The following is a 21,535-nucleotide window of genomic DNA, read 5'->3' as shown; positions in this document are numbered from 1 at the left end:
CGCAGTCGACGCAGTCCCGTGGAGGCACCGCATGCAGGCATGGCAAGTGCACGAGAACGGCGAGCCGAGCGAGGTGATGCGGCTCCAGGAGGTGGAGCTGCCCACGCCCGGCGACGGCCAGGTGCTGCTCAGGGTGCGTGCCGCCAACATCAACTTTCCCGATGTCCTGATGTGCCGGGGGCACTACCAGGTGCGCCCGCCGCTGCCGTTCACCCCCGGGGTGGAGATCTGCGGCGAGACCGAGGACGGCCGCCGGGTGCTCGCCAACCCCACCCTGCCGCACGGCGGTTTCGCCGAGTACGCGGTAGCGGACGCCGCCGCGCTGCTGCCGGCCCCGGACGCGCTGGACGACTCCGAGGCCGCCGCGCTGCACATCGGCTACCAGACGGGCTGGTTCGGCCTGCACCGCCGGGCGGCCCTGCAGGCGGGCGAGACGCTGCTCGTACACGCCGCCGCGGGCGGGGTCGGCAGTGCCGCCGTTCAGCTCGGCAAGGCGGCCGGGGCCCGGGTGATCGGCGTGGTCGGCGGCGCCGACAAGGCCGCCGTGGCCCGCGAGCAGGGCTGTGACGTCGTCATCGACCGGCGTGCCGAGGACGTCGTCGCCGCCGTCAAGGAGGCCACCGGTGGCCGCGGCGCCGACGTGATCTACGACCCGGTCGGCGGCGACGCATACACCCAGTCCACCAAGGTGGTCGCCTTCGAGGGCCGGATCGTGGTCGTCGGCTTCGCCAGCGGCACCATCCCGAGCCCGGGGCTCAACCACGCCCTGGTGAAGAACTACTCCATCCTGGGCCTGCACTGGGGCCTGTACGCCACCAAGAACCCCAGGCTGATCCTGGACTGCCACCGCCAGCTCACCGAGCTGGCCGCCAAGGGCGCCATCAAGCCCCTGGTGAGCGAGCGGGTCCCGCTGTCCGAGGCCGCGGCGGCCGTGCAGCGGGTCGGCGACGGCGTCACCACCGGCCGGGTCACCGTCGTACCGAAGGGAGCCGCAGCATGACCGATGCTGCCGAACTCACGCGCCGCACCGCCGAGTTGCTGGCCGCACACCCGCCCGCCACGACCGAGAAGCTCGACTTCCTCAAGGCCCGCTTCGACGCGGGGCTGGCCTGGGTGCACTACCCGGAGGGCCTCGGCGGCCTCGGTGCCCCGCGCTCCCTCCAGGTCGTCGTGGACGCCGAGCTGGAGGCCGCCGGCGCCCCCGACAACGACTCGCGCCGCAACGGCATCGGGCTCGGCATGGCCGCGCCGACCATCCTCAAGTACGGCACGGAGGAGCAGAAGCAGCGCTATCTGCGGCCGCTGTGGATCGGCGAGGAGGTCTGGTGCCAGCTGTTCAGCGAGCCGGGCGCCGGCTCCGACCTGGCCGCGCTGGGCACCCGGGCCGTCCGTGAGGGCGACGACTGGGTCGTCAACGGGCAGAAGGTGTGGACCTCCGGCGCGCACAACTCCCGCTGGGCCATCCTCATCGCCCGCACCGACCCGAACGTGCCCAAGCACGCGGGCATCACCTACTTCATCTGCGACATGACCGACCCGGGCGTGGACGTCCGGCCGCTGCGGCAGGTCACCGGCGAGGCCGAGTTCAACGAGGTCTTCCTCACCGACGTGCGCATCCCCGACTCCCGCCGCCTCGGTGAGATCGGCGACGGCTGGCGGGTCGCGCAGACCACCCTCAACAACGAGCGCGTCGCGATCGGCGGCATGCGGCTGCCCCGCGAGGGCGGCATGATCGGCCCGGTCGCGAAGACCTGGCGCGAACGCCCCGAGCTGCGCACCCACGACCTGCACCAGCGGCTGCTGAAGCTGTGGGTCGAGTCCGAGGTCGCCCGCCTCACCGCCGAGCGGTTGCGCCAGCAGCTGGTCGCAGGACAGCCCGGCCCGGAGGGCGCCGGAATGAAGCTCGCCTTCGCCCGCCTCAACCAGGAGATCAGCGGCCTAGAGGTCGAACTCCGGGGCGAGGAAGGCCTGTTGTACGACGACTGGACCATGCGCCGGCCCGAACTGGTGGACTTCGTCGGCCGCGACGCCGGCTACCGCTACCTCCGTGCCAAGGGCAACAGCATCGAGGGCGGGACCAGCGAGGTCCTGCTGAACATCGTCGCCGAACGCGTCCTGGGCCTGCCCTCGGAGCCGCGCACCGACAAGGACGTCGCCTGGAAGGACCTCGCCCGATGACCGACCTTTTGTACTCGGAGGAGGAAGAGGCGCTGCGGGCCGCGGTGCGGGATCTGCTCGCCGACCACTGCGACGCGCCGGGCGTCATCGCCCGCACCGAGTCGGACGTCCCGCACGACGCGGCCGCCTGGAAGGCCCTCACCGAGGGCATGGGGCTCGCCGGGCTGCTGGTACCGGAGAAGCTCGGCGGCCAGGGTGCCTCGCACCGCGAAGTCGCCGTCGTCCTGGAGGAGTTGGGGCGGGCGGTGGCGCCGGTGCCGTATCTGACCAGTGCCGTGGTGGCGACCGAGGCGCTGCTGGCCTGCGGTGAGGAGGAGCTGCTCGGGAAGCTGGCGTCCGGGCGGACCGTCGGGGCACTGGCCGTGGGGCTGCACGTCGCTCCGGGCGCGGGTTTCAAGACCGTACGCGTCGAGGACGGGCGCCTGTACGGCGAGTTGACCGGGATCGCGGACGCGGTCGCCGCGGACGTGCTGCTGGTGCCCGGGGACGACGGCGGGCTGTACGCGGTAGGGGCGGGTGCCGTGACGGTCACCCCGCAGGTCGCCTTCGACCTGACCCGGCCGCTCGGCACGGTGACCCTGGACGGGGCGGCCGGGCGCCGCGTGGGCGACGCGGAGCCGGCGGTACGGCGGGCGCTGCGGGCCGGGGCCGGGCTGCTGGCCTCCGAGCAGTTCGGCGTCGCCGAGTGGGCGTTGACCGAGACCGTGCGGTACCTCAAGGAGCGCAAGCAGTTCAACCGGCCGGTGGGCGGGTTCCAGGCGATCAAGCACCGGCTGGCGCAGCTGTGGCTGGAGGTCGTCAACCTCCGCGCGGCGGCGCGCGGGGCGGCCGACGCGCTGGCCTCCGGCGAGGACGCCGATGTGCTGGTGGCCGTCGCCCAGGCCTATGCGGCGCCGGTCGCGGTGCACGCTGCCGAGGAGGCGCTGCAGTTGCATGCGGGGATCGGGATGACCTGGGAACATCCGATCCATCTGTATCTGAAGCGGGCCAAGGCGGATTCGATCGCCTTCGGTACGGCGGGGGTGCATCGAGAAGCCTTGGCCGGACTGGTCGATCTTCAGGCGCCGTGAGTCTCGGTTGTCGACTGCGGGTGCGTGGGGGCTGGTCGCGCACCCGCGGCGGAGCCGCAAATGCGATACAGACCCGCGCCCCTTCCGGGGCGCTGCCGTTGCGGCTCGAATGAAGTGAACCAGGGGTGGCAGTCCAGCCAACTCCCTGCGCAGATACACCAATTGGGCTCTGTTCGCACGCATACTCCCTTCGGTCCCTCATGGCCCTACAAGGGAGGCAGAGCATGGCCCTCACCACCCGCCGCAGAGCCCTCACCACCCTCGGTGCCGCCCTCGTCGGCGGCGTCGCGTTGCCCGGCGCGCAGGCGTGGGCGGGCGGTGGTCACCGCGGCCGGCGGCCGCTGTGGCGTGCCCACGCGCACAACGACTACGAGCACACCCGCCCCCTCTACGACGCCCTCGACCACCGCTTCGGCAGCGTCGAGGCCGACATCTTCCTCGTCGGCGACCAGCTCCTCATCGGTCACACCGTGGACGACCTCGACCCGAGCCGCACCCTCGAATCCCTCTACCTCGACCCGCTGGCGGCGATCGTCAAGGCCGACCACGGTTCGGTGTACCGCGGTTGGCGCAGGCCGCTGCAGCTGCTCATCGACATCAAGACCGAGGGCTCCTCGACGTACCTGGAGCTCGACCGGCATCTGCGGCGCTACCCGCACCTGTTCACGACGTACGCCCACGGCCGGGTGATCCCCGGCGCGGTCACCAACGTGATCTCCGGTGACCGCGCCGCCCGTACGCCCATGGAGGCGCAGACCGTGCGCCGGGCCTTCTACGACGGCCGGCTGACCGACCTCGGCACCTCGGCGCCCGCCTCCTTCGTTCCGCTGATCAGCGACAACTGGCAGCTCAACTTCACCTGGCTCGGCGAGGGCGCGTTCCCCGACGCCGAGCGGCAGAAGCTGCTCGGCATCATCGGCCAGGCGCACGCGCACGGTCAGACGGTGCGCTTCTGGAACACCCCCGACGTGGCCGGGCCCGCCCGCGACGCGCTGTGGGGGGAGCTGTTGGCCGCCGGTGTCGACTACTTCAACACCGACGACCTGGCCGGCCTGGAGGCCTTCCTGGACGCCCACGCGGCGTCCTAAGACCACTCGAACGGGGGCCGTGTCAACGGCACGGGCCACCCCTCCGCTACGCCACACTTGCGGCCGAACGCCCCGAAACGGGCGTGGCGGAGGAGGTTCGCGATGGCCGTTTCCATCTCTGTGGTGCTGCTGCTCCTGTTGCTGGCCGTGATCTTCATGCGCCAGGGCGCGCTGAAGATCTCACACGCCCTGGTCTGCATGCTGTTCGGGTTCTTCCTGGCCAGCACCAGCATGGCGCCGACCATCACCAGCGGGCTCACCGCGACCGCCGATCTGGTCAGCAGTCTGAAACCCTGAGCCACCCGGTCAGGGTTTCCAGAAGACCCCGATCCCGTTCGCCACGGCGCGTTCCGGGGTGTCGGTCGGGTGGTTGAGCACGCTCACCGTCTTCGCCCCCGGGGTGCGGGCCACCATCGTCGTGGAGCCGCCGCCGTCCAGGCTGAACGCGTCGTCCGCTCCCAACTGCCGCATCTCGTCGGCGACTTCGGCGATGGTCATGCCGCTGCGGTAGGCCGCCGCGCCGTCCAGTGCCAGCAGCAGGAGCCTCCGTCCGCCGTTCGCGTGGCCGACGGCCGTGCGTACGGCCGAGGTGGTGTCGTTCAGCCCGGCCAGCGGTCGGCCGTCGCGCAGCACGGGGTAGCCGCCGACCGCGAAGCGGTACCGGATCCAGGTGGCGGACGCCATCATGCGCTCGCGCACCGTGACCCGTTCGCCCTTGGTGAGGGCGCGCAGCTTGTCCGCGCCCGCCTCCCGGCCCACCAGGACGGTCGTCCCCGGGGCGATCGCGCCGCTGCCCGGGGTGGCGGACGTGGCGACGACCTTGCCGGCGCGGATCTTCACCTCGTAGGTGTCCGTGCTGCACCCGGCGGCCCGGTCGGTGTCCGAGCCGCAGGTGGCGCGCTTGCGGGAGGCCGCGCCCCAGGCGGCGGTGTAGGCCCCGACGGACCCCTGTGCCAGCGCGTACTGGTTGAGGCCGCGCAGGGTGAGGGTGGCGTCGGGGGTGCGGACCGTGCCGGCGAGCGTCAGCCGGTCGAGCCGGGCCCGGCGGTCCACGCCGACGCCGAAGACGTCGGTGGTGTCGGTGCCGGGCGGCAGCGACGGGCCGAACCGCTGGGCCGTCGGCACCGCCGCCTTGAGCACCCTGCCGTGTGCGATCGCCGGTCCGACGCTCGCGCCGGTCGCCTCGACGCCGGGGTGCTGGGCCTCGGTGATGTTGAAGAAGTCGCCGTTCACGCCCGCGACCGCGCCCGCCGCGTCCGCCATCGCGGACACCGGCGACCGTGCGGCCACGGCGCCCGGGGAGAGCAGGTCCACGTGGACGTGCGGGTCGGTCAGGTCGACGGTCAGCAGATGGGCGTGGACCGTGCCCTTGGCCGCCGGGAGGTCGAACTGCCGGTAGGTGACGCCGGACGCGATGCGTCCGGCGCCCGACACGGCGCCGGCCGGTGCCGCCCCCGCGAGGGCCGCACCGGCCAGCATGCCGGACGTGGTGAGAAGCGTGCACAGAGTTCGGGTCGTCGCTGCAAGTCGTCTCCGACGATGCGTCACCGCACCCCCTGATGTCTCGTCAAGTTCCTCAGGACTCCGGGGAAGTGCAGCAGACGAGAGTGACCGGCAGGGCTGCTAGGCGTCGACTACGCGAGAACGGGTGAGGAAACGCACCCCCTCGGGTGCCTCCAGGGAGAAGCCGCTCCCCCGTCCGGGTACCACGTCCACGATCAGCCGGGTGTGGCTCCACACCTCGTACTGGCTGCGGGACATCCAGAAGGTGACCGGCTGCTCGACACCGTCCACCGCCAGCTCGGCCAGCAGTACGTCCGAGCCGCCGGTGCGGAACTCGCCGTCCGGGTAGCACATGGGCGCACTGCCGTCGCAGCAGCCGCCGGACTGGTGGAACATCAGCGGGCCGTGCTCGGCGTGCAGCCGGCGCACCAGTTCGGCGGCCTGCGGGGTGAGTTCGACGCGCGGCGGCGTCGCTGTCGTGTCGGCCATGGTCACCCTCCTGGGGCCGGGGCGGCGGACCCCTCAGTCTCACCGCTGTGTCACCGGCGCGTCCAGAACCGGGCGTTGATCTACTCGGTGCGCAGTGCCGTCGCCGTCCGGACCCGGGCCGCCCAGCCCGCCGGGAGCAGCGCGCCGAGGACCGCGATCGCCGTGCCGCTCAGGGCGAGGAGGAGCAGGCCGGACGTCCGGTAGACGTCGAGGACCACGTCGGGCAGGCGCAGTCCGGCGCTGTCGCCCATGGCGGGCATGACGACGCGGTGCACGGCGAGACCCAGCGGGACGCCGAGCGCCCCACCCGCCAGCCCCGGCAGGACGACCGAGGCGATCACCAGCGTCACCGTCTGCCGGGGCGTCATCCCGAGCGCCTTGTGGATGCCCAGGTCGCGGATGCGCTCATGGGTGTCGAGGACGACCCCGCCCAGCACCCCGAGTCCGGCCACCGTCATCAGGATCAGGGTGAGCGCCGCCGCCAGCGTGTCGAGGGCGACCGCGCCGTCGCTGCCGTTGACCGACTTGGTGTCGGTGGCCGAGACGCCGAGCGGCTTCAGGGCCGCGTTCAGGTGTTTCACGTAGGCGTCGGCGTCGGTGCCCGGGGTGAGCCGTACGGCGTGGTCGGCCGGGTGCAGGTCCGGGGCGGCGGTCCGGAGCGTCGCGAGGTCCGTGAACACCCGCAGGCCCTGCTCTCCGATGTCGAAGACCTCGCCGACGATCCGGATCCGCACCGGCGAGCCGTTCACGGTGAAGGTGACGGTGTCGCCCACCTCGGCTCCGCTCGCGGTCAGGAACGGGGTCGCCACCACCGCCTCACCGGCCGCCCGGACCCAGCGCCCGGACACCATCACGAACCCGCCCCAGGAGGCGTCGCCGTCGTAGGCGACCACCGGCACGCCGTCCGTCACCCCGGCGACCTTGGCCTCGGTCCTGACGCTGCCGTACTGGTCGCGGGTGCCGGGCTGAGCGGCGATCGCGGCCTCGACGGCGGCGGCCTGTGCGGCCGTGACCCGTGGCGCGTCCGGCCCTACGGGTACCGGGCCGGCCGTGCGACCGGCGCCCACGGTCACGTCCGCCGCGTTGTGGTTCTTGGCGGCCACCACCTCTCCCAGCGATGCGGCCATCCCGGTGGCGAAGGTGACCGCCGCCGTGCCGAAGACGACCGCCGCGACCATCGAGGCGGCGCGGGCGGGCCGGTGGAAGGGCCGGGCCAGGCCGAGGCCCACCGGCCGCGGCACCGGCAGCCGGGCCGCCAGCCGGGCCGCCGTACGGCCCCGGCCCGCCGCCGGGGTCCGGCCCACGGCCAGCGCGTCGACCGTGCGCAGTCGCCCGGCCCGCCAGGCGCTCAGCCACGCCGTGCCGGACACCACGCCCAGTACCCCGCCCACGACGGCCAGATCGACGCCGGCGGAGACCCCGAGCCCGACCGAGCCGTACACGGCCGCGGTGTCCGCCAGCAGCGGCGCCGCGAGCAACTGCCCGACGACCACACCGAGCCCGGCGCCGGTCGCGGCCGGGAGCAGCGCCTGCGCGACGTAGGCGCGGACGACCTGTGCCGGAGTGCAGCCGACCGCCTTCAGGACGCCGATCCGCCGCAGCCCGGTGCCCACCGCACCGGCGACCACGTTCCCGACGACCAGCGCCGACATGGCCAGGCCCAGCACCCCGAAGGCGACCAGGAACGGCACGTACAGGGCGGTCTCGCGGGTCGCGAACAGCCTGACGGAGAGCCAGGACCGGGCGTCGGTGAGCGCGCCCTTCGGTACGGCCGCCGCCACCGCCGCGCGGTCCCGGGCGACCTGGGCGTCGGTGGCCGCGTGGGCGAAGCGGTACAGCATCTGATAGCCGTCGGGGCGGCCGGACCCGGTGAGGGCCGAGATCTGGGCGGGCACCACCCAGGCGTCGGCGGTACGGCTCACCGAGCGGGCCGTGCCGACCACCCTGAGCGTCGGGTCGCCGGGCACTCCGGGGAACTCCAGCGCCTCCCCGAGGCGCACGGGCGGCGCGTCCGGGTCCGTCGCGAGCACGATCTCGCCGGTCCGCCGGGCCCAGCGGCCCGCGGTCAGCGTGACCCGGTCCACCGCCCCGCCGGGGTCCGCGCGGCCGACGACCGACAACGCGCCCGAGTGGTCCGGTGCGGCGGTCGCCGTCGGGAACGGGCCGGACGACGCCGTCACCCCGGAGGACCGGGCGGAGGCGGCGATCCGGGCCGGTGTGGCCAGGCGCGCGTCGAACTGCGCGGTGAGCTGAGCGCCGTGCTGGCGCCCGAACGCCCGGTCGAAGGGAGCCCGCGAGGCCATCAGCAGCGCACCGGCCAGCACCGACGCCGTCACCGCCAGCAGCGCGGCAAGGGCGATGACCAGGGTCTGCGTACGGCGCCGGGTCATGCCCGACCGGACGACCCGGCCGAGGCCGCTCATCGGACCGTCTCCGCCGCGACGTCGGCGGTGATCCGGCCGTCGGCCAGCCGGATCGTGCGCCGGGTGCAGGCCTTGGCCAGGTCCTGGTCGTGGGTGACCAGGACGAGGGTCTGGCCGTCGGCGTTCAGTTCCCGCAGGAGACGGGCGACGTCGGCACCGGACGCGGAGTCCAGGGCTCCCGTCGGTTCGTCGGCCAGCAGCAGCGCGGGCCGGTTCATCAACGCCCGGGCCACCGCGACGCGTTGGCGTTGACCGCCGGAGAGCCGGCCGGGGTAGGCGGTCGCCTGGGCCGCGATGCCCAGCGACTCGAGCAGCTCCCCGGCCCGGCGGGCGGCCTCCCGCCGTCCCGTTCCGGCGAGTCGGGCGGCCAGCGCCACGTTGTCGGCGACGGTCAGGTCGTCCAGCAGGTTGAAGAACTGGAACACCATCCCGACGCTCGCCCGCCGGTAGCGGGCCGCGCCCGCCTCGCCCAGCCCGTCCACCCGCACGCCGTCCACGGTGACCGTGCCCTCGTCCGGCCGGTCCAGGCCCGCGATCAGGTTGAGCAGCGTCGACTTGCCGCTGCCGGAAGGCCCCAGCACGGCGACGGCCTCCCCGGGTGCCACGGTCAGGGTCACGTCCAGCAGCGCGGGCGGTCCGGCGTCGTAACGCCGGGTCACGTCCCGCAGTTCGATCAGCGGTGCCGTCATCGGTGGGCCTCCGTCCCTCGGTGGCCGCCGACGCTAGGGAACGGGCCGGGGCGGGCACGACGGCCGCCGGGGGTAATCGCCGTACCGTGTCGGGAGTACGGGGCGCGAGGTCATCCTGGAGATGTAGTCGGAAGAGGGATGCCCGGCGGGCGAAGGCCGCCCAGAATGAGGCGATGACGACGAGACGGGCGTCCGGCCCGCTGGCACGACTGCGCGCGCTCGCCGGGCCGGGCGGTCCCGCGCCCGAGCTCACCGCGCGAGGCCGGCTCTTCGACGCCGGCCTCGCCCTGCTGATCCTCGTGTCCGAGATCCAGTACGCGGTGGACCCGGACGGGCCGACCGGGCGGCACCGCATGGCGGGCCTGGTCTGCCTGGCGTTCCTCTCCTCCGTGCCGCTCGCCTGGCGCCGCCGCTACCCGCTGGCGGTGCTCTGGATCGTGCTGGCGGCGAACGTGCTCACCCCCGACGACGTCACCCGGCTCACCTTCTACGCCTGTGTCATCGCCGCCTACAGCGCGGCCGCGTACAGCCCCCACCGGGTGGCGGCCACGAGCACGCTCGCGCTGGCCGTGCTGCTGACCTTCACGATCGGGCGGTCGGTCCCGCACACCCCCTTCGGCGCCGAACCCACCGTCCCCACCCAGTACGTGCCCCTCTTCATCGCCGCCCCGCTGGTCGTGGCCACCCTCGGACTGCGCACGTGGAAGATCCGGGCGGCCGAGAGCCGGATGCGGCTTGCGGAGGTGGAACGGCGCCAGGCCGAGGCGCTGCGCAGTGCCGTCGAGCACGAACGGGCCCGGATCGCCCGGGAGTTGCACGACGTCGTGACGCACAACGTCAGCGTGATGGTCATCCAGGCCGGCGCCGCCCGTAAGATCATGGACAGTTCGCCCGAGCAGGCACGCGAGGCGCTGCTCGCGGTGGAGGCGGGCGGCCGTACGGCGATGGGGGAGCTGCGGCAGGTGATGGGGCTGCTCACGATGGACGACCCCGAGGAGACGGAACTGGAGCCGCAGCCCGGTCTGGAGCGGCTCGGCCCGCTGGTCGACCGGACCCGGGGCACCGGCACCCCCGTCGAGCTGTCCGTCTCCGGAACGGTCCGGCCGCTGCCCGGCGGGGTCGAGCTGGCCGCCTACCGTGTGGTCCAGGAAGCGCTGACCAACGCCCTGAAGCACGCGTCCGGTTCGCGGGCCGTCGTGCGCGTGGACTACGGCGAGGACGAACTGCGCGTCGAGGTCGCCGACTCCGGCGGCACCCCCGGACCGGCCGCCGCGACGGGCAACGGACGCGGACTGATCGGGCTGCGCGAGCGGCTCGCCGTGCACGGCGGCACCCTGAGCAACGGACCGCGTCCGCTGGGCGGTTACCGGGTTCGGGCCCGGATACCCCTGGAGCGCGCGTGAGTTCGCCGGCGAACCCGCCGCGGGTCGTCGTCGCGGACGACCAGGCACTGGTGCGCACCGGCTTCCGGCTGATCCTCGCGGCCGACGGCATCGAGGTCGTCGCCGAGGCCACCGACGGCCACGAGGCCGTGGACGCGGTACGGCGCACCCGGCCGGACGTCGTCCTGATGGACATCCGGATGCCCGAGCTGGACGGCCTGGAGGCGACCCGCCGGATCCTCGCCACCCCCGACCCGCCGCGCATCCTCATGCTGACCACCTTCGACCTCGACCGGTACGTGTACGCGGCGCTGTCCGCCGGAGCCAGCGGCTTTCTGCTCAAGGACGTCACGCCCGAGCACCTGACGGCCGCCGTCCGCACGGTCCGGTCCGGCGACGCGCTGCTGGCACCCGCCATCACCCGCCGCCTCGTCGAACGGTTCGCCCGGGCCGGTACCGACGGCGCCGCCCTGCACCGCGACCTCGCCCACCTCACCCCCCGGGAACTCGACGTCCTGCGCCTGCTGGCCGAGGGCCTGTCCAACGCCGGCCTGGCAGCCCGCCTCCACCTCTCCGAGGCCACCGTCAAGACCCACGTCTCCCGCGTCCTCGGCAAACTCTCCCTGCGCGACCGCGCCCAGGCGGTGGTCGTCGCCTACGAGACGGGACTGGTCACCCCGGGCGGCCGCTGAGGGGCTCTGTCCGGCGGGCCCACGTCCCTGGTGCGCGTCTTCATATGTAGATACTGTCTCTGTATGAGACAGCCCTTCGTCACTCGTTTCTCCGTGTATCCGGTGGCCGGCCGGGACTCCATGCTGCTCAACCTCTCCGGTGCGCACGCCCCGTACTTCACCCGCAACATCGTGGTCGTCGAGGACTCCGAGGGCCGGACCGGGCTCGGCGAGGTGCCCGGCGGGGAGGCGATCACCCGGACCCTGCGGGATGCCGAGCCGCTGGTCGTCGGCTCCCGGCTGGGCGACCACCAGCGGGTGCTGCGGGTCATGGGGGAGCGGTTCGCGGGGCGGGACGCCGGCGGCCGCGGGGAGCAGACCTTCGACCTGCGCACCACCGTGCACGCCGTCACCGCCGTCGAGTCCGCCCTGCTCGACCTGCTCGGCCAGCACCTGGAGGTGCCGGTCGCCGCCCTGCTCGGCGACGGCAAGCAGCGCGACTCGGTACGCGTCCTCGGCTACCTCTTCTACGTGGGCGACCCCGACCGCACCGACCTGGACTACCTCCGCGAACCCGACGCCGACGTGGAGTGGTACCGGATCCGCCGTGAGGAGGCCCTCACCCCGGAGTCCATCGTCCGGCAGGCCGAGGCGGCCTACGACCGCTACGGCTTCCGCGACTTCAAGCTCAAGGGCGGAGTCCTGGCCGGCGCCGAGGAGGTCAAGGCCGTACAGGCGCTCAAGCAGCGCTTCCCCGAGGCCCGCATCACCCTCGACCCCAACGGCGCCTGGTCCCTGCGCGAGGCCGTCGAGCTGTGCCGTCCGCTGCTCGGCACGCTCGCCTACGCCGAGGACCCCTGCGGTGCCGAGGGCGGCTACTCCGGGCGCGAGATCCTCGCCGAGTTCCGCCGGGCCACCGGGTTGCCCACCGCGACCAACATGATCGCCACCGACTGGCGGCAGCTCACCCACGCCCTCGCCCTGCAGTCGGTGTCGATCCCCCTCGCGGACCCGCACTTCTGGACCATGCGCGGGTCGGTCCGGGTGGCCCAGCTCTGCCACGAGACGGGGCTGACCTGGGGCTGCCACTCCAACAACCACTTCGACATCTCACTGGCCATGATGGCCCACTGCGGTGCCGCGGCCCCCGGCGACTACAACGCCCTGGACACGCACTGGATCTGGCAGGAGGGACAGGAGCGCCTCACCGAGGAACCGCCGACGATCACCGGCGGGGAGGTCGCCGTCACCGACGCCCCCGGCCTCGGCGTCCGGCTCGACATGGACCGGCTGCTCGCGGCCCACGCCCTCCACGAGGAGCAGAACCTCGGCGCGGGCCGGGACGACGCGGCCGGGATGCGCTACCTGGTGGAGGACTGGACCTTCGACGCCAAACGGCCCTGCCTGGTGCGGTGAGCCGTCAGCGCCGTCAGCGCCGTCAGCGCCGGTAGAACCGTCCCCGCGGTCCCCGGCTGTCCCGCCGTCAGGCGCCCCGCGCCGCCGGGGCCTGCTCGGCCGGGGCCGTGGTGTGTCCCGCCGCCCTGAGCGTTCCCTGCTGCCGGGGCGTACGCAGCAGGACGACCGAGACCAGGGCGGCCAGCAGCGTCAGGCTGCCCGCCGTGATCAGGCACAGGCGCATGCCGTCCAGGAAGGAGTCGCCGAGCGCACCCATCGTCTGCCCGGTCCGCGCGCCCAGGTCCAGCCCGGCGACCGCGCCGAGACCCTCCGACTGCGCGGTCGTGACGATCCGGTCCTGCGCCGCGCCGGTGATCCCCGCGTCGGTGAGGTGACCCGGCAGCGCGTCGAGGGCCCGGGTGGTGAGCAGCGCGCCCAGGACGGCCGGGCCGAGGGCGCCGCCGACCTGCCGGAAGGCGTTGTTGCCCGCGGCGGCCATGCCGGCCAGGTGGTACGGCACGGCGGCCACCGCGGTCGCGGTCATCGGCGTCATGACGAAGCCGATGCCGAGGCCCAGCAGGGCGAGCCGCCAGGCCGCCGAGCCGAACGAGGTGTCGGCCGCCAGACCGGTCAGCGCGAACTGGGCGGCGGCAACCAGCAGCAGACCGCCGGTGATCATCACCCGCGCCGATATCCGGTGCATCAGCCGCCCGGCCGGCCCGCCGACCAGCAGGGCCGCCCCGGTGACCGTCAGCAGCCGCCAGGCGGCGTCCATGGTGTCGAGCCGCTGCACCATGCCGAAGTAGAGGCTGAGCACGAAGAAGAACCCGATGAGCGCCAGGAAGCTGGTCATCGCGACCAGCGTGGTGGCGGTGAAGGCGGGGCTGCGGAACAGGCTCAGGTCCAGCATCGGGCTGTCGCTGCGCCGCTCCGCCAGCACGAACCCGGCGCCGGCGACCACGGCCGTGAACAGCGCCACCATCACCTTGACGTCGGTGAACGAGCCCGCCCCGCCCTCGATCACGCCGTACACCAGCGCCGTGACCGCGAGCGTGGCGGTGAGCTGGCCGGGCCAGTCCAGGCGGCGCCCGTGCGGCGCCCGTGAGTCGGGCAGCCGCAGGGCCGCGACGGCGACGGCCAGCAGCGCGACGGGAACGCTCGGCAGATAGACCCAGCGCCAGGAGAAGTGCTGGACGATCACCCCGGCGATCAGCGGACCGACGGCCAGGGCCGCCATCAGGCAGGTGGCCCAGATACCGATGAACTTGCCGCGCTCCCGGTGGTCCGGCACGGCGTGGCTGATCAGCGCGAGCGTGGTCGGCAGCAGCGCGGCCGCGCCGACGCCGGCCAGGGCCTGTCCGGCCCAGACGACCTCGATCGAGTGCGCGCACAGGGCGGTGACCGCGCCCGCCGCCGAGAACAGCAGGCCCGCCAGGAAGACCTTCTTGCGCCCGTGGACGTCCCCGAAGACGCCGGCGGTCAGGATGAAGGCGGCCATCGGCAGCACGAACGCGTCCTGCACCCACGACAGTTGGGCGGTCGAGGCATTGAGCGCGGCCTGCAGGGCGGGCAGGCTCACGGCGACGGTGGTGACCGGAAGATAGGCGACGAAGACGCCCAGGCAGGCCATCACGATGGTGGCCGCCCGTCGCTCGACCGGCCCGCTCGCCGGTGTCGTGACGTTCACGGAGATACTCCTTCGCGGCGCACCGCACCGCGGTCGAGGGCCACCGGCGGGTCCGGCGACCTGTGTCGTACGGGTGTCCGAGGGGAAACCCGCCGCCACAGCATCCGGTCTGCACCCCCGCAACCACCAACCAAGGGGCCCTGCGGCTGCAGAAACCTCCATTCACCCCGCGCCTCCGTGACAGACTTCCGCCATGCTCGACATCGTGGACAGAAAGATCCTCCGCGCCCTGCAGTGCGCGCCCCGGCTGCCCTTCCGCCGGATCGGCGAGGTGGCCGGTGTCTCCGAGCAGACCGCGGCCCGCCGCTACCAGGCGCTGCGCCGCAGCGGCACGTTGCGCGTGCTGGGACTCGTCAACCCCCGGGTGTACGGCTCCGCGCAGTGGGTGGCCCGGGTCCGCTGCCGCCCCGACCGCGTCGCCCCGCTCGCCGACGCCCTGGCCCGGCGCCCCGACATCTCCTACGCCCATCTGGCCTCGGGCGGTTCGGAGATCTTCTGCGTGATCCGCTCGCCGCTCGACACCGAGCGCGACGACGCCCTGTTCCGGCAGCTGCCGAAGTCCGCCTCGGTCCTGGACGTCAGCGTCGACCTGCTCCTGCACGAGTACGGCGCCCCCGGCACCGCCGAGTGGACCGGCTACGGCCACAGTCTCGACGCCGAGCAGGTACGGCTGCTCACGGCGGAACGGCCACCGCCCGCCGCCGTGCCCCCGCCGCCTCCCGCGGAGGAGGACGCCCCGCTGCTCGACGCCCTCGCCGAGGACGGCCGTACCACCCACACCCGCCTCGCCGAGCGCACCGGCTGGTCGTCGGCCCGGGTGGCCCGTCGGCTGGAGGCGCTGGAGGGCTCCGGCACCCTGGAGTACGAGGTCGAACTGCTGCCGGAGCACCTGGGGTACCCCCTCAACGCCACCGTCTGGCTGCGCGTGGCCCCCGCCCATCTGGAGCGGGTCGGCGAGGAGTTCGCCCGCCACGAGGAGGTCCCGTTCGCCGGGGCCGTCACCGGTGAGTACAACCTGCTGGTCAGCGTCGTCGCCCGGGACCCCGACGACTTCTACCGCTACCTGACCACGCGCGTGGCCGCGACCTCGGGCATCGACGGCTACAGCGTCAGCATGCGGGCCCGCCCCCTCAAGAAGGCGGCATCCCTCATCTCCCGGGGCCGGCTGGTGCCTGCGGTGTCCCTTTAGACGGCATCCCCGGTGTCCTTCTAGACGGAATCCCGGGTGTCCCCGGTGCCCCAGGAATCCCCGGTGCCCCCGGAATGGCCCGAGTCCTTCTCGGCGGCCACGAGCGACACAGGCAGTCGCCGTACCCCGTGCATCAGCAGGCCCGGCGCCCACTCCAGGTCCGCCTCGGCCACGGTCAGGCTCAGGCCCGCCACCCGCCGTACGAACGCGGCGACCGCGACCTCGGCCTCCATCCGGGCCAGCGGGGCGCCCAGGCAGTGGTGGACGCCGTGGCCGAAGGCGAGATGGCCGCCGGCCGGACGGTCCGGGCGGAAGGTGTCCGGGTCCTCGAACCGGGCCGGGTCCCGGTTGGCCGCCGCCAGGGACACCAGCAGCATGTCGCCGCGCCGCACCGGCACCTCGCCCACCAGCAGGTCCTCGGTGGCGAAACGCTCGGTCGCCGTCACCACCGGCCCGTCGATCCGGAGGAACTCCTCGACCGCCGCGGGGATCAGCCCCGGGTCGGCGCGGAGCGCCTTGAGGAGGTCAGGCTGCCGGGCGAGGCCGAGGAGCACGGCGCCGATGAGGTTCGCGGTCGTCTCGTACCCGGCGATCAGCAGCAGGAAGGCCATGCCGACCAGCTCCGGGTCGGTGAGCCGGTCCTCGCCGGTGTCACCGGCCAGCGCGCTCAGCAGGTCCGGTCCGGGCTCGGCCCGCTTGCCGGCGATCAGCTCCGCCAGATACCCGCTCATCCATACGTAGGCCTCCTCCCGGTCCGAACCGGCGACCGGGGCCACGATCTGCTCCGAGGCCCAGCGGAACCGGTCCCAGTCGCCCAGCGGCACACCGAGCAGTTCGCAGATCACCGAGATGGGCACGCGGGCGGCGAAGCCGTCGACCAGGTCCGGTGTCTCCGCGGCCAGGACGTCGTCCGCCAGCCGGGACGCGATCTCCCGGGTCCGCGGCCGCAGCGCCTCCACCCGCTGCGGGGTGAAGGCGCGTGCCACCACCTTGCGCAGCCGGGTGTGGTCGGGCGGGTCCATGGTCAGCATGTAGTCGACCCCGACCTCGTCGCGGACCCCGCTCATCAGCCAGCCGGGCTCCAGGCCCGCGCGTTCGCTGCGCTTGGACACCCGCGGATCGGTGAGCACCCGGCGTGCCGCCTCGTATCCCGTGACCAGCAACTGCCGCGGTGCACCGGCCGGTTCACAGCGGTGTGCGACCCCCGACTCCGTCAGCGGCCGCAGTACCGCGTGCGGGTCCGCCCGGAACGCGGACCCCTCCAGTACGGTCCGCAGCGCGGCGCCCTCGCCGCCCGGGGTCTGTGTGGTCATCGAGGTCTCCCGCTTGAGAATGTTGCTTTCTTCGGCAAATATTATCGGCAAGCATTACGGTCAAGTGGGGGACTGTCAAGGAGAGTTCGGAGGCAGTGGATGCTAGAAACTGGCCCGTGTTCCGCCGTCGACCGTCACCATCGCGCCCGTGACGTAGGCCGCGGCCGGCGACATCAGGAACGCGGCGGTGCGGCCGAACTCCTCCGGAGTGCCGAGGCGGCGCAGCGGGATGCCGGCGGCGGTGGTGCCGGCGTCGCCGGTGATCGACTGGAGTTCGAGCGTCCGGTCGGTCCCGATGTGGGCCGGCACCAGCCCGACCACCCGGATGCCCCGCGGGCCCACCTCCCCGGCGAGGGTCTTCGCGTAGCCGGCCAGCGCCGGCCGCAGGGCGTTGGAGACGACGAGGCCGGGGATCGGCTCGTACACCGAGGTCGACAGGACGAAACCGATCACCCCGCCCTCGCCGAGCCGCGCGGCGACGGCCCGCGACAGCCGTACCGCGCCCAGGAAGCCCGATTCGAAGGAGGCCCGCCACTGGTCGTCGTCGATGCTGTCGGTGGTGCCCGTCGGCGGGCCGCCGACGCTGATCAGCACACCGTCCAGCCTTGCGAACGCCTGGTGCGCCGCAGCGATCAGCCGGTCCGGCGTCCCGGCGTCGGCGTTGTCCGCGACCACCCCGACGGCCTGCCCGGGGCCGCCCAGCTCCGCCTCGGCCGCGGCCGGCGAGTGCGTGCTGCGCCCGCTGACCACCACCCTGGCGCCGCCCGAGGTCAGTTCGCGGGCGGCGGCCAGGCCCAGACCACGGGTGCCGCCGGTGACGATGTAGACGCGGTCCTTCAGTCCGAGATCCATCTCTGCTCCCCAGTTCCCGAGGCTCCCCGGTTCCCGAGGCTCCCCGATTCCCGCGCTAGTCCCGTGCGCCCGTCACAGCATGGCCTTCTGCGGCTGGGTGGCCACCACGATGACGGTCGTCGTGTCCGCGGTCAGGGCCGCCTTGAACTCGCGCTGCAGGTCCTCGGTCGTGTCGACGTCGACCGCACGGCAGCCGAAACCGCGGGCCACCCCGGCGATGTCCAGGCCGGGCAGGTCGAGGCCGGGCACGCCCGGCGTCTCCTCCAGGACCGCGAACGACTTGAGGATCGAGTACTCCTGGTTGCGCATCACGACGTAGACGATCGGCAGCCGGTGTTGCGCCGCCGTCCAGACGGACTGCACGGAGTACTGGAAGGAGCCGTCGCCGATCAGCCCGACGACCGGCCGGGGCACACCCCGTTCCCGGTCGGCCAGGGCCACCCCGACGGCGGCCGGCGCGCCCCATCCGATGCCGCCGCTCGCGGTGGCGAAGAAGGAGCCGGTCCGGGTGGTGGGCAGCCACTCGATCTGCTGGGCCATCGTGGACGTCGACTCGTTGACGATGACCGCGTCGGCCGGCTTGACGCTGCTCAGGGCGGCGTACACCTCCGGCGGGGTCAGCGGGCTGTTCGGCGCCTCCGGCAGCACCCGGGGGCGCTCCATCGGCTGCGGGGCGGTCCGGGCCGATCCGTCCTCGACGGTGGCAAGGAGCAGCTCGATCGCCGTCTTGGGGTCGCCCAGCAGGCTGTCGCCCACGCGGGCGGCGGCGGCCACGTCGGGGTTGCCGGTGATCTGGAGGAGCTCGGTGCCGTCGGGCAGGTAGGGGCCCGGGACGTAGGGGTAGTAGCGGAAGACCTCCGCGCCGATCACGACCACCAGGTCGTGCCCCTCCAGACGGTCGCTGATGGTCTTGACCGACATGCCGAGTGGCCCGCGGAAGAGCGGGTGGTCCTCGGGGAAGGAGGCGCGGTCGAGGAGCGGGGAGCCGTAGACGGCCGCGCGCAGCCTCTCCGCGAGCGCGACGGCCACGTCCCAGCCGCCGGCCTTGTCGACCTCGGGCCCGAAGACCAGCGCCGGACGGCTGCTGGCCGAGATGCGGTCGGCGAACGCGCGCAGCCGGTCCGGGTCGGGCACCACCCGGTCGCTGAAGGTCCGCATACGGGTGAAGCCGGACAGCGGCCGCTTCCAGTCGTCCATCGGCACGGACAGGTAGACGGGACCGGCGGGCGGCTGCAGGGCCATCGCGTAGGCCCGCAGGAACGCCTCGGGCACGTCCTCGGCGCGTGCGGGTTCGTACGACCACTTCACCCACGGCTTGGGCAGCGTGGTGGCCTCCCGGTTGCCCAGGTAGGGCTCGCCGATCAGCAGTTCCCGGTGCTGCTGGCCGGAGGTGACGATCAGCGGGGTGTTGCCGTGATAGGCGGCGACCAGGTTGCCGACGGCGTTGCCCAGCCCGGCCGAGGAGTGCACGTTGACCAGCGCGGGTCGCCCTGTGACCTGGGCGAAGGTGTCCGCCATCGCGATGACGGAGGCCTCCTGCAGGGCGAGTACGTAGGTGAAGTCCGCCGGGAACTCCTGCAGGAACGGCTGTTCGGTGGACCCCGGATTGCCGAAGACGGTGGTGAGTCCGAGGGAACGCAGCAGATCGTAGGTCACGCTTCGGACGGTGGCTTGTGCGGTCATGGCGGCCTGCCAGCTGTCGTGCCGGGCCCGATATCGGGATGAACCGTCCCATCCTGACCCGACCTCGGCCGCCACGCCTTCCGTCCGATGACTGAAGGGCCTGCTGAAACGACGGGTCCGGGCCGGGGACGGCCGGCTGACGGCACACCTCGGTTCCGGCGTCGGTCGGATGACCGAAGCCGGAACACCCCGGGCCGTCGGAGTGTGGTGTCAGCCGTTGGGTGCGACCAACACCTTCATGACCTCGGCGGAGCGCAGGGTGTCGATCGCCCGCAGGGCCTCGCCGACCGGGACGATCTCCGTGGTGAGGTCGTCGACGCGGATGTCGCCGCGGGCGAGCAGGCCGACGGCGTCGTCGAACTCGGAGCCGTACACGAACGACCCACGGATGGTGATCTCCTTGAGCAGGACGACATCGGGGTCGAAGCCGCCGCCGGGCCCCGCCCCCACGTTGACCAGCACCCCGCCGGGGGCCAGCAGCCGCAGGGCCTCCGCCCGGGCCGCCGCGTTGCCCGAGCACTCGAACACCACGTCCACCGTGGAGTCGGGGAGTCCGGCGCCCGACTCGGCCGGGCTCAGGGTCAGCTCGGCGCCGGAGGCCGGGCCGAAGCGGCGGCGCTCCGGGGCCGGCTCCACCAGGACGACCCGGCCCGCGCCCCGGCGGACGGAGATCCGGCAGGCCAGCTGGCCGATCGGGCCGCCGCCGAACACCGCCACGGTGGCGCCCGCGAAGTCACCGGCGAGGACCGCGGCCCGCAGCGCGGTGGCCGTCGGCTCGACCCAGGCGGCCGCCAGGCGCCCCATCGACGCGGGCAGTGCCCGCAGGGTGCCCGGGAAGACCGCCATCCAGGGGGCGAGGGCGCCGTCCGTCTGCAGCCCGAGCGCGGTCTCCATGGTCGCCTGTCGGCAGAAGTTGGGCCGCCCCGAGAGGCAGTACGCGCAGTGGCCGCACACGTTGCCGTTCGGGTTGACGGCGACCCGCTGGCCCACCTTCCAGTCCTCGACCTCATCGCCCACGCGGGTGATACGGCCCGAGGGTTCGTGGCCCATGACGAAGCCGCCGCGGTAGACCTGCGGCAGGTGCGGCGCGTGCAGGTCACTGCCGCAGATGCCGCACAGGTCGACCTCCACGATCACCTGATCGGGCCGGAGTCCCGGCTCGGGCCTCGACTCCAGCACGATCTTCCGGTCCGTACCCAGGACCACCGCTTCCATCACGGCCCTCGCCGCCCTTCCGTCGTCGCCGTGAGCGATTCCGATTCCGCCCCCGCCCGATGAGGAGCCGAAATGCCCGTCTACACCTGCACCGCGGCACAAGGAACGCTGACCGGTGCGTCGAAGGCCGCGCTGGCCTCCGAGATCACCCGGATCCATGTGGCGATCAACCATGTGCCGCCGGCCTACGTCAACGTGATCTTCTCCGAGCCGCCACCGGACAGCGTCTTCGCCGGAGGAGAGCCCGGAGCCCCGCTGATCGTCTCCGGCTGGGTCCGGCGCGGACACCCCCAGGAGGAGGCGACGCGGCTGGCGCTGGAGCTGTCCTCGGCCGCCGCCCGCGTCACGGGAGTACCGGAGAGCCACGTCATGGTCGTGCTCCAGGACGGCCCCGCCCGCTCCGCCGTGGAAGGCGGCCTGGTCCTGCCCGAACCGGGCGAGGAGAAGGAGTGGCTGGCCCGGCGGGGCGAGTGAGCCCTGCCGGCCGCACCGGGTGCCCGGGGCCGACGCTCCGCACCCCGGGCCGACACCCTGGATCCCTGGTCGGCGCCCTGGGGCCGGAGCGGCCCTCCGAGACCCTTGCCGTGCGCGGGCCGTGGCCCGTCCCTCGGGTCAGGACCGTGTGCCCGGCGCGTGCCCACGGCCCCCGGCCCCACCGGCGTGTCCGTGTGGGGGTGCGGGTGGCGGGCGATGTTGGGGGTGGGGTTC

At 73.4% G+C, this 21,535-nt stretch carries 19 protein-coding genes; 10 read left to right on the top strand and 9 right to left on the bottom strand.

What is annotated here, in order from left to right; genetic code table 11:
- The first annotated feature begins 31 nt into the window (after window positions 1-31).
- From ACFWPQ_RS44370 to ACFWPQ_RS44350, 5 genes are all read left to right on the top strand, one after another.
- The gene (locus tag ACFWPQ_RS44370) at window positions 32-1,000 is read left to right on the top strand and encodes an NADPH:quinone oxidoreductase family protein (protein ID WP_384048632.1); all 969 of its coding nucleotides are present in this window, start codon (window positions 32-34) and stop codon (window positions 998-1,000) included.
- Window positions 997-2,178, top strand: coding sequence for an acyl-CoA dehydrogenase family protein (locus ACFWPQ_RS44365; protein WP_384048629.1), 1,182 nt, complete (start codon window positions 997-999; stop codon window positions 2,176-2,178). The genes ACFWPQ_RS44370 and ACFWPQ_RS44365 overlap by 4 nt, the downstream gene beginning before the upstream one ends.
- The gene (locus ACFWPQ_RS44360; protein WP_384048627.1) at window positions 2,175-3,248 is read left to right on the top strand and encodes an acyl-CoA dehydrogenase family protein; all 1,074 of its coding nucleotides are present in this window, start codon (window positions 2,175-2,177) and stop codon (window positions 3,246-3,248) included. The genes ACFWPQ_RS44365 and ACFWPQ_RS44360 overlap by 4 nt, the downstream gene beginning before the upstream one ends.
- A gap of 224 nt (window positions 3,249-3,472) precedes the next feature.
- On the top strand, window positions 3,473-4,336 hold the full coding sequence (locus ACFWPQ_RS44355; RefSeq protein WP_384048624.1) for a phosphatidylinositol-specific phospholipase C/glycerophosphodiester phosphodiesterase family protein: 864 nt from the start codon (window positions 3,473-3,475) through the stop codon (window positions 4,334-4,336).
- A 102-nt stretch (window positions 4,337-4,438) separates the two neighbouring features.
- Window positions 4,439-4,633: a hypothetical protein gene (locus tag ACFWPQ_RS44350; RefSeq protein WP_089105410.1), complete on the top strand. Its 195-nt coding sequence runs from the start codon at window positions 4,439-4,441 to the stop codon at window positions 4,631-4,633.
- A gap of 9 nt (window positions 4,634-4,642) precedes the next feature.
- On the opposite strand, the gene ACFWPQ_RS44345 is transcribed toward ACFWPQ_RS44350, so the two are convergent.
- The 4 genes from ACFWPQ_RS44345 to ACFWPQ_RS44330 form a co-directional block, all read right to left on the bottom strand.
- A complete protein-coding gene (locus ACFWPQ_RS44345; protein WP_384048621.1) occupies window positions 4,643-5,815 on the bottom strand; it encodes a phosphodiester glycosidase family protein in 1,173 nt (390 codons plus the stop codon).
- Window positions 5,816-5,959: 144 nt separating this feature from the next.
- On the bottom strand, window positions 5,960-6,328 hold the full coding sequence (locus ACFWPQ_RS44340; RefSeq protein ID WP_350789064.1) for a DUF779 domain-containing protein: 369 nt from the start codon (window positions 6,326-6,328) through the stop codon (window positions 5,960-5,962).
- 80 nt (window positions 6,329-6,408) lie between these two features.
- A complete protein-coding gene (locus ACFWPQ_RS44335; protein ID WP_384048618.1) occupies window positions 6,409-8,751 on the bottom strand; it encodes an FtsX-like permease family protein in 2,343 nt (780 codons plus the stop codon).
- On the bottom strand, window positions 8,748-9,440 hold the full coding sequence (locus tag ACFWPQ_RS44330) for an ABC transporter ATP-binding protein (protein ID WP_384048615.1): 693 nt from the start codon (window positions 9,438-9,440) through the stop codon (window positions 8,748-8,750). Before ACFWPQ_RS44330 ends, ACFWPQ_RS44335 begins: the two co-directional genes overlap by 4 nt.
- A 173-nt stretch (window positions 9,441-9,613) precedes the next feature.
- On the opposite strand from ACFWPQ_RS44330, the gene ACFWPQ_RS44325 reads away from it, so the two are divergent.
- The 3 genes from ACFWPQ_RS44325 to ACFWPQ_RS44315 all read left to right on the top strand — a co-directional run bounded on the left by ACFWPQ_RS44325 (window position 9,614) and on the right by ACFWPQ_RS44315 (window position 12,909).
- A complete protein-coding gene (locus tag ACFWPQ_RS44325; protein ID WP_384048612.1) occupies window positions 9,614-10,843 on the top strand; it encodes a sensor histidine kinase in 1,230 nt (409 codons plus the stop codon).
- On the top strand, window positions 10,840-11,514 hold the full coding sequence (locus ACFWPQ_RS44320; RefSeq protein WP_384048610.1) for a response regulator: 675 nt from the start codon (window positions 10,840-10,842) through the stop codon (window positions 11,512-11,514). The genes ACFWPQ_RS44325 and ACFWPQ_RS44320 overlap by 4 nt, the downstream gene beginning before the upstream one ends.
- A gap of 63 nt (window positions 11,515-11,577) precedes the next feature.
- Window positions 11,578-12,909 (top strand): enolase C-terminal domain-like protein, encoded by a 1,332-nt coding sequence (locus tag ACFWPQ_RS44315; RefSeq protein WP_384048607.1) that lies wholly within the window; start codon window positions 11,578-11,580, stop codon window positions 12,907-12,909.
- A 67-nt stretch (window positions 12,910-12,976) separates the two neighbouring features.
- Here the strand turns inward: ACFWPQ_RS44315 and ACFWPQ_RS44310 are convergent, their stop codons facing one another.
- Window positions 12,977-14,575 (bottom strand): MFS transporter, encoded by a 1,599-nt coding sequence (locus ACFWPQ_RS44310; protein WP_384048604.1) that lies wholly within the window; start codon window positions 14,573-14,575, stop codon window positions 12,977-12,979.
- Between the two features lie 193 nt (window positions 14,576-14,768).
- Between ACFWPQ_RS44310 and ACFWPQ_RS44305 the strand changes: the two genes are divergently transcribed.
- Window positions 14,769-15,764, top strand: a complete 996-nt coding sequence (locus ACFWPQ_RS44305) for an Lrp/AsnC family transcriptional regulator (protein WP_384048600.1) — start codon at window positions 14,769-14,771, stop codon at window positions 15,762-15,764.
- Between the two features lie 20 nt (window positions 15,765-15,784).
- Here the strand turns inward: ACFWPQ_RS44305 and ACFWPQ_RS44300 are convergent, their stop codons facing one another.
- The 4 genes from ACFWPQ_RS44300 to ACFWPQ_RS44285 form a co-directional block, all read right to left on the bottom strand.
- On the bottom strand, window positions 15,785-17,077 hold the full coding sequence (locus ACFWPQ_RS44300; protein WP_384048597.1) for a cytochrome P450: 1,293 nt from the start codon (window positions 17,075-17,077) through the stop codon (window positions 15,785-15,787).
- A 102-nt stretch (window positions 17,078-17,179) separates the two neighbouring features.
- The gene (locus ACFWPQ_RS44295) at window positions 17,180-17,929 is read right to left on the bottom strand and encodes an SDR family NAD(P)-dependent oxidoreductase (RefSeq protein ID WP_384048594.1); all 750 of its coding nucleotides are present in this window, start codon (window positions 17,927-17,929) and stop codon (window positions 17,180-17,182) included.
- A 72-nt stretch (window positions 17,930-18,001) separates the two neighbouring features.
- A complete protein-coding gene (gene mdlC / locus ACFWPQ_RS44290) occupies window positions 18,002-19,585 on the bottom strand; it encodes a benzoylformate decarboxylase (protein ID WP_384048591.1) in 1,584 nt (527 codons plus the stop codon).
- A gap of 237 nt (window positions 19,586-19,822) precedes the next feature.
- Entirely contained in the window at window positions 19,823-20,827 is a 1,005-nt protein-coding gene (locus ACFWPQ_RS44285) for a zinc-binding dehydrogenase (RefSeq protein ID WP_384048588.1), read from the bottom strand.
- Window positions 20,828-20,899: 72 nt separating this feature from the next.
- Here ACFWPQ_RS44285 and ACFWPQ_RS44280 point away from each other — a divergent pair, with 72 nt between their 5' ends.
- Window positions 20,900-21,301 (top strand): tautomerase family protein, encoded by a 402-nt coding sequence (locus ACFWPQ_RS44280; protein WP_384048585.1) that lies wholly within the window; start codon window positions 20,900-20,902, stop codon window positions 21,299-21,301.
- Window positions 21,302-21,535 lie beyond the last annotated feature (234 nt).

The sequence above is a fragment of the Streptomyces sp. NPDC058464 genome (assembly GCF_042721035.1).
Classification (GTDB): Bacteria; Actinomycetota; Actinomycetes; order Streptomycetales; family Streptomycetaceae; genus Streptomyces.
Note: the sequence above shows the minus strand (reverse complement) of the source record. Positions and strands in the feature narration are given on the sequence as shown.

What these genes read in the sequence shown, in the direction of transcription:
- ACFWPQ_RS44370 (WP_384048632.1), top strand. Translation starts at nt 32, where the DNA reads ATGCAGGCATGGCAAGTGCACGAGAACGGCGAGCCGAGCGAGGTGATG.
- ACFWPQ_RS44365 (WP_384048629.1), top strand. Translation starts at nt 997, where the DNA reads ATGACCGATGCTGCCGAACTCACGCGCCGCACCGCCGAGTTGCTGGCC.
- ACFWPQ_RS44360 (WP_384048627.1), top strand. Translation starts at nt 2,175, where the DNA reads ATGACCGACCTTTTGTACTCGGAGGAGGAAGAGGCGCTGCGGGCCGCG.
- ACFWPQ_RS44355 (WP_384048624.1), top strand. Translation starts at nt 3,473, where the DNA reads ATGGCCCTCACCACCCGCCGCAGAGCCCTCACCACCCTCGGTGCCGCC.
- ACFWPQ_RS44350 (WP_089105410.1), top strand. Translation starts at nt 4,439, where the DNA reads ATGGCCGTTTCCATCTCTGTGGTGCTGCTGCTCCTGTTGCTGGCCGTG.
- ACFWPQ_RS44345 (WP_384048621.1), bottom strand. Translation starts at nt 5,815, where the DNA reads ATGCTGGCCGGTGCGGCCCTCGCGGGGGCGGCACCGGCCGGCGCCGTG.
- ACFWPQ_RS44340 (WP_350789064.1), bottom strand. Translation starts at nt 6,328, where the DNA reads ATGGCCGACACGACAGCGACGCCGCCGCGCGTCGAACTCACCCCGCAG.
- ACFWPQ_RS44335 (WP_384048618.1), bottom strand. Translation starts at nt 8,751, where the DNA reads ATGAGCGGCCTCGGCCGGGTCGTCCGGTCGGGCATGACCCGGCGCCGT.
- ACFWPQ_RS44330 (WP_384048615.1), bottom strand. Translation starts at nt 9,440, where the DNA reads ATGACGGCACCGCTGATCGAACTGCGGGACGTGACCCGGCGTTACGAC.
- ACFWPQ_RS44325 (WP_384048612.1), top strand. Translation starts at nt 9,614, where the DNA reads ATGACGACGAGACGGGCGTCCGGCCCGCTGGCACGACTGCGCGCGCTC.
- ACFWPQ_RS44315 (WP_384048607.1), top strand. Translation starts at nt 11,578, where the DNA reads ATGAGACAGCCCTTCGTCACTCGTTTCTCCGTGTATCCGGTGGCCGGC.
- ACFWPQ_RS44305 (WP_384048600.1), top strand. Translation starts at nt 14,769, where the DNA reads ATGCTCGACATCGTGGACAGAAAGATCCTCCGCGCCCTGCAGTGCGCG.
- ACFWPQ_RS44300 (WP_384048597.1), bottom strand. Translation starts at nt 17,077, where the DNA reads ATGACCACACAGACCCCGGGCGGCGAGGGCGCCGCGCTGCGGACCGTA.
- ACFWPQ_RS44295 (WP_384048594.1), bottom strand. Translation starts at nt 17,929, where the DNA reads ATGGATCTCGGACTGAAGGACCGCGTCTACATCGTCACCGGCGGCACC.
- ACFWPQ_RS44285 (WP_384048588.1), bottom strand. Translation starts at nt 20,827, where the DNA reads ATGGAAGCGGTGGTCCTGGGTACGGACCGGAAGATCGTGCTGGAGTCG.
- ACFWPQ_RS44280 (WP_384048585.1), top strand. Translation starts at nt 20,900, where the DNA reads ATGCCCGTCTACACCTGCACCGCGGCACAAGGAACGCTGACCGGTGCG.